Here is a 13,975-nt window from a genome sequence, read left to right as displayed (position 1 = left end):
AATACTATGAAGACGATTGTTTTTTTTGCCGATGCGATCGGGCAGGCGTATAACTGTATTGCCATTGCCCAAAACATTCCCAAAGATAATTTCAAAATCATTTTTGTGGCGGACAACTCCTTTGCCGGTATGTTTTCTAAATATGGTTTTACCGAGCATTTGCTGGATATTCATGGAAACGATGAGGAAAGCCAAGTCGCTCAGTCCTGGTCCAATGTAGTACATGAAAATAATGCGGCGCATCGTCTGCCCACTATTGAACAAATTGATACTTATATCACTGCTTATTATAAAGCCATTGTGGAGGGGGCAATTAAAGCGAACCCCTTGCTTAAAAAAGCGCTCGCCGAAATTAAGCCTGATCCTATCTGCTTTGATGATGTAGTCCTTTATCCGGCATTTAAACAGCAGGGCTGCCCATGGGTGCGTATTATTTCCTGCAATGAATTGGAGGTGCCTGATCCGAAGTTGCCGCCCGCATTATCAGGTTACAGTACTTCCGACTCTACTTCGTATGCGCGTTTTAGGTATCAATTTCTAGCATCCATTCAGCCAATCCATGAACAGTTCAATCAGTTTTTGGCGGATCATCATGAGAAACCGTATCCTAATGGACAGTTTCTTGAGCTGTCCCCTTTTCAAAATCTGTTTATCTTTCCTCGCGCAGTCGCTTATTCCCGCTCTGAGGCATTTCATTGGAATAAAGTAACTTATTTAAATGGCTGTGTCCGGCAGGAGGCTCCCTATGTCATTCCCTCTTTTGGTGTCGACATCGCCTGACTTGGGTCAAGCAAAATTATATCCGTGCTGAAACATTGGTTCGCGCCAATGCAAGATTAGTTGATCACCAGGCCACCATCCCACTGGCAAAAAAGTGGGGTGGTGGTGATGTAGCCTCTGCTGACGGTATGCGTTTTGTTACCCCAGTCCGCACTGTTAATGCGGGTCCAAACAGAAAGTACTTTGGTACCAGCAAGGGCATTACATGGTACAACTTTGTTTCTGATCAATTTTCAGGTTTCCACGGTATTGTTATACCGGGAACACTCAGAGATTCTATCTTTATTTTGGAAGGATTGCTGGAACAACAAACAGGATTGAACCCAACTGAAATCATGACGGATACCGCAGGCGCAAGTGATATTGTATTTGGTTTGTTCTGGCTCCTTGGATATCAATTCTCTCCACGATTAGCAGATGCTGGAGAATCTGTTTTCTGGCGTATTGATAAAGATGCAGATTATGGCGTATTAAATGAGCTTGCTCGTAGTTGCGCAAATCCTCAACGTATCGAACAACAGTGGGATGATATGATGAGAATCGCCGGTTCACTAAAACTGGGTACTGTGCAAGCATCTGAACTCATTCGTTCATTATTGAAAAGCGATAAACCATCCAGTCTGGCAAAGGCAATTATTGAAGCTGGTCGGATTAACAAGACATTGTACCTTCTCAACTATATTGATGATGAAGATTATCGTCGTCGAATACTGACACAATTAAACCGTGGCGAAGGAAGACATAATGTTGCCAGAATTATTTGTCATGGCCAACGTGGAGAAATTCGTAAACGATATCGTGAAGGGCAAGAAGATCAGCTTGGTGCTCTTGGTTTGGTGACTAACGCAGTTGTTCTCTGGAATACAATTTACATGAATGCAGCCCGGGATTATTTGGAGCAACAGACTATTTTAATAAAAGAAGAGGATGAGGCCAGACTTTCACCTCTCCAACACGGGCATATTAATGTTCTTGGTCATTACTCATTTGCCCTAAGTGATATGGTCATGAAAGGTCAGCTCAGACCATTTAATCAGCTGCCAGAAAATATTGAGGTTCCTTAGCGTACGTTTTCGTGTGCGACACGATGTCGTTCATTTGAGTTGTTCCCAAGGATGGAACTGCCCGTGCTACCGGGTAAACCTAAGGCCATGAATAAAGAGCTGGCCTGACAATGTAACAAAGCCTACCGGCGGGGCACTAATCGTAAGAAGCATGCCTTCCTGATAATCACAAATCGGGTAAGTGCTAGGTAGTTGGTATGGTGAACATATGTGAATCTGTAAACAGACCGTCAGTACTGAGGTGCGTAAGTGATTGACACGCATTATCCAAACGGAGCCGACAGCAGGAAGGTGATGACGAAATGCACCTTCGTAGCCACTATTGCCGTCCGGTCAAAAGCAGGCACCTAACCCAACGTCACTCATTGAGCGGAACGTGGCAACCCAGTATAGTTCCCTCTGGGTAAATTCACTGTGAAGTGAATGAATATTATGCTGGTGTAGGATGCTGGAAAAAGCAAAGGCTTGGTTGTAATGATCAAGATATAGGTTTAAACGTTACCTGACACGAAAGTGAGCCCACGTCCAGTTGGTCTTTTATTGCAAGAGAGTTTAGAGAATCAACAATATGAGGAAAAGCAAATGACAGCGACTTGTTTGACTGGTGCATCCTCAGCTAATGATCAATGGTCATCCATAGATTGGAAAGCAATTGAATCACAAGTATGTCGACTCCAAATGCGTATTGCAAAAGCATTTCGCGATAAGCGATACGGCAAAGCTAAAGCGCTGCAATGGTTACTAACTCACTCACATTCAGCAAAGCTACTGGCTATCAAGAAGGTAACTTCTAATGCTGGCAGCAGGACTTCCGGTGTGGATAAAGTGAGATGGACTAGCGCGCAGCAGAGGCTAAATGCTGTTAATCAGTTAACTCGACAGGGATATACTGCGCAGCCACTGCGCCGCATTTATATCCCTAAAAGTAATGGTAAGAAACGTCCGCTAGGAATTCCTGTAATGAGAGATAGAGCTATGCAGGCACTACACTTGCTTGCGTTGGAACCTATATCGGAGATTACAGCAGATATAAATTCTTACGGATTCAGACCTAAAAGATCGTGCCATGATGCCATTAGTCAATGCTTTCTTGCACTAGCAAGGAAAACATCGGCCCAATGGATATTAGATGCGGATATAAAAGGATGCTTTGATAATATCAGCCATATATGGTTACTCGACCATATTCCAACAGACAAAATTGTCCTTGGCAAATGGCTACGATCTGGCGTCCTCGATCAGGGTATGCTTTACGATACAGAAGCAGGCACACCACAAGGGGGCATCATCTCCCCGGTGTTGGCCAATATGACACTAGACGGTCTTGAGAAAGCTGTGAAAAAGGCTGTCTCTTCAAAAGACAAACTCTGTGTGGTGCGTTATGCGGATGATTTCATTGTTACTGCTCATTCAAAGGAAATGTTGGAACAGAGCGTTAAACCAGCGATTGAGCAGTTTTTGAGTGAGAGAGGTCTCCAACTTTCTGAGGAGAAAACCAAAATCACTCATATTGATGATGGCTTTGATTTTCTTGGGTTCAATGTTCGAAAGTACAACGGCAAGCTACTGATTAAACCCAGTCGTAAATCGTTGAAGAACTTGCTTCAAGAGTTAAGAGAAATCATTAAATGCAATCAATCGTCAAAAACTAGCGATCTATTGTATAAGCTAAACCCCAAAATATTGGGATGGTGCTATTACCAAAGACACGTAGTATCCAAAGCAACATTCAGCTATATCGACACAAAACTGAATGAGGCTTTAATACGTTGGATCAAACGTAGACATCCAAACAAAAGCGCGGAATGGCAAACGAAGAAATACTTTCGTAGCCAAGGTGCCAGAAAGTGGATATTTAGCTCTAGGGAGGTTAACTCCACAGGGCAATTGATCAATTATGACTTGGTAACAGCAGCCACTATTCCAATTCGACGACATCTAAAGATCAAAGCAGAGGCTACTCCATTCCATTCAGAGTACATTGAATATTTTGCTAAACGCAAAAAGCTGGGTCACTTAATGTGGCCTTAAAAAGGCTTGAGCCGTGTGCGGGGAAACTCGCATGCACGGTTCTTAGAGGACTGCTCCTCAGCAATGAGGAGTGGTTACTCGACACCATTGGACTTCAAACCCCGTTATTGCGGCAAAAAGGATGCAACTGGACAAACATATTTCCATCAAAGAAATTTGTAATGCTTTAAAGAAATCTAGGCCTAGCTTGTATCGATACCTGAGTATGTAGAGATTGGAAAATGTAAGGGGTCTTAAATGACAAAACCAGACAGACAGTTTTTAGTAAAAAAGTGTGTATTACTTGGCTTGACAAGACATATCAGATCGAAACCCTTTATAGCACAGGAGAGGTTGAGCAGGGAGCCTTTGTTTTATATTCTTTAAGAGAAGGTTTGAAGGAACTAAGTAACGATCTGGAAAAAGAAGGTACTCTTTAATACAAGTTGCTGATCCTAGATCGACTACTTGTGGCTTTCCATGCAGCTGCGGAGTTTATTAATTATCCATCATGCAATCGAGTTGTTTTTTTGCCATAAGAGGTAAGCAATAAGGCGTGTTTTTTTTGCACGTTTATGATTTGTTTTCTTGAAGTAATCGGAAGTCGAGCAATGCTGTTGCTCGGCGATGGCCATGGCTGCATGAGTAAGCGAGGAGATTGTTATGATAATGCCGCAATGGAAAGCTGGAATCATAGTTTCAAGGTGGAAGCAATTCATGGAGAGCGATTTGTAACACGTGAATGTGTTAAGAAACAGGTGTTCGAATATATTGAAATTTATTACAATCGGAAACGGCTTCATTCGATGCTTGGATATAAATCGCCCGCAGCATTTGAAAGCCAAAAAGTGGCTTAGTAATGTGTCCGATTTTGACGGGTAAGATCAATAGATTGTTGATCACTTTTGACGACTACTTTGTTTGAAAGTTTATGATTCGGTATTAATTTATATTATCTTACGTTTGTTGCTTAGTAGTTATGGTTAAAATAATAATCCGCTTCTTAAAATCGAACAGCAGCGGTGGATATAGCAAAAATAACTGATTGGTTGTATGGTGCCTGTGTTTATACATACACATCTGCGCAAGGGGCTTTGTATTATCCATTTGAAGCGGAATGCCAGAAATTCTAGCATAGACCGTTAAAGGGATAATCCTGAACGCTACCAAATTATTCTTTTATGAAAAGGGATTTGAGTGGTATATGCTATGTATTTTTTTGCTTAAGCCATTTGGCCGTTCCATTGCCAACCCCGATATTTAGAAAATGTGGGACATTTGTTTTGGGAGTAAACCCCTACTCCCTTGAAATTGACTTACTATATATTTCTGGAGCAGGTCCGATAATTTTCAATTCTGGTGAAGCCCAATAGATAGCTTTATTATTGCCCAAAATTTTAAAAGGTAAAAAAACCACATCTCCCATATTCCAAAGAGTTATAGTCGAAAGTGGTGTATGACAAAATAAATTAGGTGGCGTATTCTGTTGCTTGTTCTTGTCGGAACACAAATCAACAAAGGAGATACGCCATGAAGGATTGTAATCTAAAGCAGTCATCGACACCAGCGGTAGCCAAGGGCTTTGAAGACCCGTTAACGGAGGTGTTGAGACAAGGAGCAAAAGAGTTGATAAGGAAAGCGGTTGAGGCCGAACTATCAGAGATGCTCTCAGCGTACTCAGACGTGCGTTTACTGGATGGTCGTCCAGCAGTAGTCAGGAATGGTTATCTCCCCGCGAGACAGCTTCAGACGGGGATAGGAGAAGTAGAGGTTCAAGTCCCGAAGGTACGAGATCGTAGCGGTTCAGGTATTCATTTTAGCAGTCAGTTGTTGCCGCCCTACTTGAGACGGACGAAGAGCATGGAAGAACTCATTCCTTGGCTGTATTTAAAAGGGTTATCAACAGGAGATTATACAGAAGCCTTATCCGCGTTAGTTGGCGAGAGTGCGCGCGGACTGTCAGCCAATACAGTGTCGCGATTAAAAGAAAAATGGCTTGATGAACACAAAGAGTGGCAACGCCAGGATTTAAGACCCCCGGCCGGGATCCTGGTAAAAAAGGGTCATGTTCAATTTTTAATCCCTATTAATACCAAATTGTAATGGCATTGTCTGTCGTGACCTGGACAAATCAAAAACACCATAGCGATTAATATTCTCCCTGAAATACGCTGATAAAATCGATAAATCATCCTTACTATATTTGACTTCTTCAGCAGAAAGTTGGTTCAAAACATTGGTTGTGTTGGCAACAGTGTAGAACATCACCGCATTAGCAACCATCCTGCCAAACGCAATAATTTTTTGCTGAATTATACTATTATTTTCGTGAATAACACCGTCTTTGCCAAAGGTGATCCAATCAATAAAATCATTAAACTCCTCACTTTTACAAGTAGCTGCTTGAATCTTTTTACGAAGGTCAACATCAGCAATATACTTTAAAAGAAAAATGGTTCGTACCACTCGTCCCAATTCACGGAACGCTTGATGCAGCTTATTCTTTTTGCTATTGGAGCGCAGCTTTTTCAATATAGTTGACGCTTTAATTTTGCCACTTTGGATTGACATAACAACGCGCAACATATCGTAGTACATTGACTCTATGAGTTGCCAGTTGGGCTCTTTCGATGTAAAAATATCATTGATATGTTGGTATGATTTTTCATTCATTTCGGCTGGTCGATAAAAATTGAGATGCTTGAAACTACGTATTCTGGGCATAAGTGTTATTGCCAACAAATAGGCAAACCCAAATACCACTTCGTTTTGCGCATGCGTATCCCCATGGATTGTATCTGGGCGTAAGGTTTCATTACTTTCATAAATCCCATCGAAAATGTACATGGCCTCATAAACACCACACGGGATAAAGTTTCCAAACAAAGCAACATACTGATCAGAAACGTGATAATAGCCAATCCCTCCATATTTTCCATAACGAATATGGTGCTCTGCCAGTAGATTATTGGTATACATATCCCAATAAGTCCCATCAACAGAAGCACTTTCACCATTGCCCCAAATGTAAGGCAGCTCAAACTGTTTGTATGCCTTGATAATGACTTCACTAATTTTATTGAGACGGAGCTCTGTAATGTGGTGATTGAATAGCCAAGCAATTTGTTTACGTGAATATTTTTTCAAGCATCGTTCAGCTTGAACTGGGCCAACATTACAACCATATGCGAAACTGGTAGCAATAAACCGTAAATCATAATCATCTATTTTGGGTTCGTACCCTGATAAGGGTTTTAAATGGCGACTGATACCAAGCCAATTTTCCACGTCAGTAAGTACAGAGACGATATCCGTCAGCGGCATTTTGGATGCTACCAAATTTGAAAATTTTTCTTGTTGCTGACTCACTTTCTTACTGATAGCTCGCTTTAATACTGGCTCACCGTTGATAATGTTCAAATATTCATTATCGACAAAATTTTGATTCACCTTTTCAGCAGCTTGCTGATGCTCTACCTGTAGTTCTTTTACAAATAGCCTGGGGTCGTCAGACTTACCTATCAGCTCAGCATAAGGCTTTAGGTTTTGGTAAAATTCGTCCCATGGAATAAATTGCTTATTGGGATCATCGTTCTCATAGCTGTTAAGAGCAAAGGCATCGGCACAGTTAATTTCATCCATGGCAAATCTAAAAATAGCCAATTCTAACTTCTGTTTATTAACGGTTCGAATTTGATTGGTGTAACGCTTGGTTTTGCCCTCGGTAATGAACTGAAACCATTGGTCATCAATCCATTCTAAATTGCTAAACTCTTCTGGATTGATTGCAACATATTCTCCATGGCTTCGTTGGTGTACCAATATGAATTCGACTAACTTTTCTACTAGCACATCTTTTGAAGCTGATTTGATCTCTATCTGCTTCAGCAAACGAAGCATAGTATGTCTTTTTGCTTGATAATACTTCAACATTAAAGGTAAATCGTTATCATCAGCATAAGCCAGATATTGTTCGCAGGCTTCAATTGAAGCATCGATATCATTTGGCAAACTTTGCTCAATAAGCACTAATTTTTCTTCTGGGGTTCGGGCAGTTTGTTTGCTTGCGACGAGAACTTGTTTAAGGCTGCCAATAAGTTGATCTGTTATTTTTTGGTTGGAATTTCTGATTTCTTGTAGTGCTTCCGCTGCATCAGTTTTTATTTTACGCAGCCAGCGTGTCAGCACAGTGACAATGCTATCAAGTGATTTTGCGTACTGATGATATAACAACATGGCTGATAAAGCATATCTTTTGGCTTCTTTAATACGGCGCATATCGGCAATATCTAAAGCCATTGCCTCAGCAACATATTGATCTAAACGGTGCTCAGGAATATCAGAAAGATCAATTGGGCTTTCATCTCGCCATTTACGTAATTGATCCAGGTAATCGGTAAATTCTCGGATGTTTGTGACAGAAGGTTTTTTCATTTCTTGTTTAAGATATTCCCAACCACTAGTGAAATCATGAACTGGTGAGGTGGATAGCAATAACTTATCAAAAAATTGTTTAGTCTCATCGGTAAGTTGGTCGCTAATTTTTTGATACAGTACCGAGCTAACAATAGCTCGAGCAGCACGTGCAAGTCTCAGCAATGTTGAAAATGCCGGAATTTCAAAATTGTTTTTGATGAGTTCTTCGAGCATATCATTGATTATGTCAGCTAAATTTTCTTTAATGGAAGCAGATTTTAATCCAGCAGACTTCATGATTGACTTGCGTTGCTGCTTGCATTCATTAATGGACAGAAATTTACGGATAATTATTTTGTGACGCTTGCGTTGTTTGAGCTGCATGTAATTTTGTAGCTTTACTTTATCCACTTTGATATCAATGTTGTTTGCAATATATTCGATAATCGGTTTAGGAATTGTGTTGATTGGAATGTGATAGCCTAAACATTGATAACATTTTAGTGAAAGCATAAAACCAAGTCGGCTATGAGGTGATTTCTCACTGGTGCTTTTATTCAGTAGTTCAAGCTCTGCTTTTATTGGCAAAAAATTCTGTTTGAGTTCCTGTTCGTCAGGATTTGGTTTCAATCTTGGATAAGCGGTGTCATGAATTGCTGTCATTGTGAATTTAAGGTATCTTTTGTGGCGGCCGAAAACAGTAGTTTATGGCCATGTAAAAATCAAGGCTTTCGATCCTTATATTTAAAGGGTTTTAGACGGACGAGTTTTCAGGGGTTTTTGGCCAGGTATGAAAGCAGGAATTTATGCCAGAGTTTCAACACATGATCAGCATACTTTAGATATGCAAATTGAAGCGATGAAAAAATATGCTAGAGCTCGTGATTGGCAAATTGAAATAGAAGTTGCTGAAATTGGATCAGGTGCAAAAGATTCTCGACCTCAACGTGAAGAACTTATCAACCAAGCAAAACGACGCCAGATCGATGTAATTATTGTTTGGAAGTTAGATCGCTGGGGTCGTTCAGTCAATGATCTTTTTCACACACTGAATGAATTAAACACTCTTGGTGTTGGTTTCATTTCATTAACTGAAGCCTTAGACTTAACCACCGCAACAGGCAGAGCTATGGCAGGTTTGTTAGCAATTTTTGCTGAGTTTGAAAGAGAAATCCTTCGTGAACGGGTTAAAGCAGGTATTGCACACGCAAGAACTAAAGGGAAAAATCATGGAAGACCACCTACTGCTAGTTTACTTTCTGAAAAAATTAAAGAGTTAGATCGCCAAGGAATGAGTAAATCGGAAATTGCTAGACAATTAAAAATAGGTAGGACATCTGTTAGACGAGCGCTCATGGTTAAGTGAAAAAATACACTGAAGTATTTTTATAGGATAATAATTAAGAATAAAAGGGAGAGAATGTGGAAACAAATGAGCTATATATTACAATTCCTGATGGCAAAATATATGTGAAAAAATGGACTCCTGCAACCGTTACGGAAGAAACTCCCATTATTCTATTGCATGACTCATTAGGCTCTGTTGACTTATGGCGAAATTTTCCAAAAGAATTATCTGAAAATCTTTCTCAACCAGTTATTGCATATGATCGGTTAGGTTTTGGAAAATCAGATTCAAGAGAAAAACTACCTTCTATAGAATTTATACATGAGGAAGCTTCCAAGTATTTTCCAATAATTAAAGAAAAGCTTAATATTCAAGAATACATACTTTTTGGACATAGCGTTGGTGGAGCAATGTCTATATGTATTGCAGCACTAGATCGATATTGTAAAGGAGTGATTACTGTTGCTGCACAGGCATTTGTAGAGGACAAAACGATAGACGGAATAAAAAAAGCTAAAGAGTTTTTTGAATCAAGTGGGCAATTACAAAAATTAGAAAAATGGCATGGAGAAAAAGCTTTATGGGTACTTCGTGCATGGACAGATATTTGGTTATCCTCCGAGTTTTCTTCTTGGAGTCTGCAAAACTGTATACAGCATGTTAAATGTCCGGTGTTGGCGATTCACGGTGAAGATGATGAGTATGGTTCGATCGCTTTTCCTGAGTTTATTGCTAAAAATACAGGTGGAGTGGGTCAGTTATCAATAATTAAAAATTGCAAACATATGCCTCACAAGGAGCAATCGGAAAAAGTAATAAATCTTACAAAACACTTTATACAAAAGCATATCCTTTCTTCAAAATGAACTTTAATTACAGACAACTGTCTGATAAAAAATTACACATGACCCTTTTTTACCAGGATCCCGGCCGAGGGTCATTATAGTATGCTTTTAGTGCTCTCCATCCATTGCCTTGCAAGATATAATCTTCAAAGTGAGTCATTTCATACAAAGCATCTATTTCATCAGCTTGTTTTAAGACTGATTTAATTGCGCCGTAAAAACGTTCATTTCCTGTTTCTATCGCTTTTTTAATTTGGTCGTTGGAAAAATCAATAAAAATCCCTGGGGAATCGGTGTGATAACCGAGTCGCCCAAACGTAAATGGAAATTCATCAACTTCTATACCTACTAAGTATGACATACAAGCATCCTATTAATTATTATTAATTCCTTGCGGTATTTGGATTGTCATTAACTAATCCGGGGAGTTCCAAGGGTCTATGCCTTGTTGGAGCAAAATATATGGTTCATGTTCATTTAGCTTGGTTTGAACATGATCTACTTGCCTAGCCAATTCATATACGTAAGATTCTAGTTCTTGTAATTGTTCTGCAACATCATGCACATAAGACTTAGGGTTATTATCATAGGACATTTCGTTATTCTCTGTATTGCGAGTAAGCAGGGCTAGCATAGTATTCCAATCTTTATAGCCATTTATCTTTGCTACAGCCTGTAAGCAGGATGAATGTGAAATATTGCTATTTTTTTCGAATAGGAATGTTTTAAGTATGTGGGCTTGTTTTTTAACAGATTGCACAGACAACATCATAAGTTCCTCATCATTGGGAAAATGCCAATGTCTGCGTTGTGGAGTCCCTTTATGATTTAGAATAAAGATGATTACATATAAAATTTTTGATTTAAACTATTTACCTTTTCCTTTGAGGATGCAGACGGATGGGTTAGTTTCAAACCTTGAATAATTGTTTCACTTTTTGTAAATAGTGTCAAATATATTTATCAATATCCCGAAGCATGCCATCAGCTCAGTTCATATAACAGCTAATGCTTAAACCGCTTTCCAAACAATGCAGTTAAAAAGACGGCTATAAGAATCCATATGAAATCGTCTTCTGCCGCGCTAAATATCTCAAAGTTATCGAGAGCTTGGCTAAGAAACAAGGAGGAATTGCCAGTTTTTATGTGAGATGGTTGACTTGAACTGACAGTTGTTTAAATGGGCGATTATGCCCTGATTTAAATTGCAAACATATCATCTTGTGATATAATTAAAGAATGAAAGCAATCGATCATTCATTGGAAAACTTATTAGACCTTAATGGTGAGATAATCAAAATTGATGAATCTCTCGGATTATGGGTTAAGTTTGAAGTTATTAAAACATCAAATAGACATCAAGGTATTAAATACTCGTTGACATTACATGATGAATCACAAAAAAGAATAATGGGCTTTGATAATAGCCATGAAATAGAGTATGGCGCAAAGAGGGGAGTTCGTCCTGAAAGAACATTTGACCATTGGCACTATGATGAGAATGATCAAGGGAGACCCTATCATTATATTAATGCTGGGCAATTATTAGAAGATTTTTGGAAAGAGGTTGACAAGCGTGTTGAAGCGCTTAAGGAGAGTAAATAATGAATAAGGTAAAAATAGGCATTATGTCCCTTGAGCAGTATAAGCAACGCACAATTGCTATTGCAAAGGGGCTATATAAACCTAAAAAAGATGAACCCAAAATTTGGTTTACATCTATGAAATCGTTGGCAAACGTACTCTCTGAAGAGAATCGGCATTTGTTAAAGTTAATTATTGAAAATAAACCCAAATCGGTTTCTGATTTAGAGGCATTAACTGGATATAAGCGGAAGGCTAATAATATTTTAAGAACCTTAAGAACCATGGAGCAATATGGTTTGGTTAAGCTGGAAGAAAGTCCGAATAGAGTTCGTAGGGGAAGGGCGCCTTTAATGCCTAAAGCATTGTACGATGAGTTTGATGTTGAAATTTCGCTTCAACAGGTGTGCTAATGTGAGTAGTTCAAGCTGCTCTGACAGTTTGTCGGTTTTGTCGAAATGTCTCTCAGTGCGGTTTGAGCTACTACAATTTAAGACACTAGGAGGGGAATTTGAGCGTACAACTCAGCTTTTGGGTTTTACCGCATATCCAGCCCAAACTGGCAATGAGATAGCTAAGCGACTTTAAGTGCTAATATTTTATCCATATTGAACAACATATCCTGAGTAAAATCATATTCCTCATGCAAATTAACGTAATGCCAGATTAAAGTCGATCCATTGCGAATAATGGTTAACAGTGCCTTTCGGGTTTCTTCATCTTCCAGCAGAGCCAATCTATCACCATTTGCAAAAGCACATTTTAATATGCTTGGTCGATATTCATTCTCGATGCCAGAAATTAAGGTCACTAAGAGATCTAATAATCCTTAAGTCGGTTGGCCGTTCCATTACTCCCCAAGCCCCAGCCCTGGCCTGAGCTTAAAAGCATCTCATTTTGCTGTTCTACAAGGCTCTTGTTTACATTTTTAAAAATCCATACAACATTATCTGACATAACCAACCTCAAAAAAAATTATATTAGATAGACACGTTCCCTTTGTACTGACTAGTGTGTTAAGGCTTTTTCTAAATCATAGTTTTCCCAATTTAATCGGTATCCTCTGTGCGCAAGCCATTTGTCCACATAACTCATAGTTATCTCACCAGCCTCAACCCCATCAAGCATTGCCCTTAAATCAGAATAGAATAATTTTTGTTCTATTTGAATTTCCCATTTCTTAACGGATATTATTTCCATGTTAATACCTCTGTCGATCCCAGAATGCATAAGCCAAGTGCTCCAACTTATAACTCCTGAAAAATTTAAAAACCCGCCCCTTGGAAATTAAGCCTGTAATTGTAGTTTTAAATGCATGTTGAGTGCATCCGCAATCTTAACCAAGGTTTCCAAAGAGGGAATAAATGAACTATTGCCGCTTTCCAGACGAGAAATGACCGATTGTTTAGTTCCAATTTTATTAGCCAATTCGGATTGGGTCATATTGCGTTTTTTACGGGCATTTACAATCATTGCAGCTATATTATTAATAATTTGCTCACGCTCATAGTGTTTGGCAAATTCTTCAACCTGTTTAATTTTGTCGTCAATAAATTCATTTAAGGTAAGTGCTTTCATTATCGTATACCTCCATCATTCGTTTTTCAGCCAGTTCAATGTCTTGCTTGGGTGCTTTCTGCGATTGTTTTTTGTAAGCATGCAAAAGAACAATGATTTCTTTTTGAATACACACGTAAAAAAAACGGTAACCACTGCGGGATGTTTTAATTTTAATTTCCCAAAGCGAGCCTTTTATCTGCCTGAACTGTACTCTTGGACTATCAAAGCCCAGCTCTTCAACACTTTTTAAACAGCCGGCAAGCCGCGCAATTTCGTCAGACGGCAAATCGTTTAGAAATTCCGCCACAGGGTTCTTGCCCGATTGTTTTTGGTAAAATTTTATTATCATAATATTTATAGCATAAATG

14 protein-coding genes and 3 pseudogenes are annotated in these 13,975 nt (G+C 39.2%); 9 read left to right on the top strand and 8 right to left on the bottom strand.

The window, feature by feature from the left end; genetic code table 11:
• The first annotated feature begins 6 nt into the window (after positions 1 to 6).
• The 5 genes and pseudogenes from DYH42_RS16070 to DYH42_RS16045 all read left to right on the top strand — a co-directional run.
• Positions 7 to 780, top strand: coding sequence for a hypothetical protein (locus tag DYH42_RS16070; protein ID WP_058523791.1), 774 nt, complete (start codon positions 7 to 9; stop codon positions 778 to 780).
• A pseudogene (locus DYH42_RS16065) lies at positions 768 to 1,844 on the top strand (transposase); the annotation flags it as partial. The gene DYH42_RS16070 and the pseudogene DYH42_RS16065, both read left to right, overlap by 13 nt.
• 513 nt (positions 1,845 to 2,357) lie before the next feature.
• Positions 2,358 to 3,875, top strand: a complete 1,518-nt coding sequence (gene ltrA, locus DYH42_RS16060) for a group II intron reverse transcriptase/maturase (RefSeq protein ID WP_237759020.1) — start codon at positions 2,358 to 2,360, stop codon at positions 3,873 to 3,875.
• 620 nt (positions 3,876 to 4,495) lie between these two features.
• A pseudogene (locus DYH42_RS16055) lies at positions 4,496 to 4,711 on the top strand (IS3 family transposase); the annotation flags it as partial.
• 673 nt (positions 4,712 to 5,384) lie between these two features.
• Positions 5,385 to 5,885 (top strand): annotated as a pseudogene (locus DYH42_RS16045) (transposase); the annotation flags it as partial.
• A 45-nt stretch (positions 5,886 to 5,930) separates the two neighbouring features.
• Here the strand turns inward: DYH42_RS16045 and DYH42_RS16040 are convergent.
• Positions 5,931 to 8,933, bottom strand: coding sequence for a Tn3 family transposase (locus tag DYH42_RS16040; protein ID WP_058522412.1), 3,003 nt, complete (start codon positions 8,931 to 8,933; stop codon positions 5,931 to 5,933).
• A 127-nt stretch (positions 8,934 to 9,060) separates the two neighbouring features.
• Here DYH42_RS16040 and DYH42_RS16035 point away from each other — a divergent pair, with 127 nt between their 5' ends.
• Both DYH42_RS16035 and DYH42_RS16030 read left to right on the top strand, forming a co-directional pair.
• Positions 9,061 to 9,636 (top strand): recombinase family protein, encoded by a 576-nt coding sequence (locus DYH42_RS16035; protein WP_058522411.1) that lies wholly within the window; start codon positions 9,061 to 9,063, stop codon positions 9,634 to 9,636.
• A 56-nt stretch (positions 9,637 to 9,692) separates the two neighbouring features.
• Complete coding sequence (locus DYH42_RS16030) at positions 9,693 to 10,484, top strand: alpha/beta fold hydrolase (protein WP_058522410.1); 792 nt, start codon at positions 9,693 to 9,695, stop codon at positions 10,482 to 10,484.
• Between the two features lie 49 nt (positions 10,485 to 10,533).
• On the opposite strand, the gene DYH42_RS16025 is transcribed toward DYH42_RS16030, so the two are convergent.
• Together DYH42_RS16025 and DYH42_RS16020 are read right to left on the bottom strand one after the other, a co-directional pair.
• Positions 10,534 to 10,824, bottom strand: a complete 291-nt coding sequence (locus tag DYH42_RS16025; RefSeq protein WP_058522409.1) for a hypothetical protein — start codon at positions 10,822 to 10,824, stop codon at positions 10,534 to 10,536.
• 54 nt (positions 10,825 to 10,878) lie between these two features.
• Positions 10,879 to 11,235 (bottom strand): glyoxalase superfamily protein, encoded by a 357-nt coding sequence (locus DYH42_RS16020; protein ID WP_131793065.1) that lies wholly within the window; start codon positions 11,233 to 11,235, stop codon positions 10,879 to 10,881.
• Positions 11,236 to 11,702: 467 nt separating this feature from the next.
• Between DYH42_RS16020 and DYH42_RS16015 the strand changes: the two genes are divergently transcribed.
• Positions 11,703 to 12,068 carry a toxin-antitoxin system TumE family protein gene (locus DYH42_RS16015; RefSeq protein WP_058522407.1) on the top strand — a complete coding sequence of 122 codons (366 nt, stop codon included), beginning with the start codon at positions 11,703 to 11,705 and terminating at the stop codon, positions 12,066 to 12,068.
• Entirely contained in the window at positions 12,068 to 12,460 is a 393-nt protein-coding gene (locus DYH42_RS16010) for an HVO_A0114 family putative DNA-binding protein (RefSeq protein ID WP_058522406.1), read from the top strand. The genes DYH42_RS16015 and DYH42_RS16010 overlap by 1 nt, the downstream gene beginning before the upstream one ends.
• Positions 12,461 to 12,621: 161 nt before the next feature.
• Here DYH42_RS16010 and DYH42_RS16005 read toward each other — a convergent pair whose 3' ends face one another.
• The 5 genes from DYH42_RS16005 to DYH42_RS15990 all read right to left on the bottom strand — a co-directional run bounded on the left by DYH42_RS16005 (position 12,622) and on the right by DYH42_RS15990 (position 13,956).
• Positions 12,622 to 12,858, bottom strand: a complete 237-nt coding sequence (locus DYH42_RS16005) for a hypothetical protein (protein WP_058522405.1) — start codon at positions 12,856 to 12,858, stop codon at positions 12,622 to 12,624.
• 8 nt (positions 12,859 to 12,866) lie between these two features.
• Complete coding sequence (locus DYH42_RS16685) at positions 12,867 to 13,004, bottom strand: hypothetical protein (RefSeq protein ID WP_157062378.1); 138 nt, start codon at positions 13,002 to 13,004, stop codon at positions 12,867 to 12,869.
• Positions 13,005 to 13,055: 51 nt separating this feature from the next.
• Positions 13,056 to 13,247 (bottom strand): hypothetical protein, encoded by a 192-nt coding sequence (locus DYH42_RS16000; RefSeq protein WP_131793066.1) that lies wholly within the window; start codon positions 13,245 to 13,247, stop codon positions 13,056 to 13,058.
• Between the two features lie 87 nt (positions 13,248 to 13,334).
• On the bottom strand, positions 13,335 to 13,625 hold the full coding sequence (locus DYH42_RS15995) for a helix-turn-helix domain-containing protein (protein WP_058522403.1): 291 nt from the start codon (positions 13,623 to 13,625) through the stop codon (positions 13,335 to 13,337).
• Positions 13,603 to 13,956: a type II toxin-antitoxin system RelE/ParE family toxin gene (locus DYH42_RS15990; RefSeq protein WP_058522402.1), complete on the bottom strand. Its 354-nt coding sequence runs from the start codon at positions 13,954 to 13,956 to the stop codon at positions 13,603 to 13,605. Before DYH42_RS15990 ends, DYH42_RS15995 begins: the two co-directional genes overlap by 23 nt.
• Between the last annotated feature and the right edge of the window lie 19 nt (positions 13,957 to 13,975).

It is taken from the genome of Legionella birminghamensis (assembly GCF_900452515.1).
Taxonomy (GTDB): domain Bacteria; phylum Pseudomonadota; class Gammaproteobacteria; order Legionellales; family Legionellaceae; genus Legionella_C; species Legionella_C birminghamensis.
The sequence above is the reverse complement of the archived record's forward strand: the minus strand, read 5'-3'. Positions and strand labels throughout refer to the sequence as shown.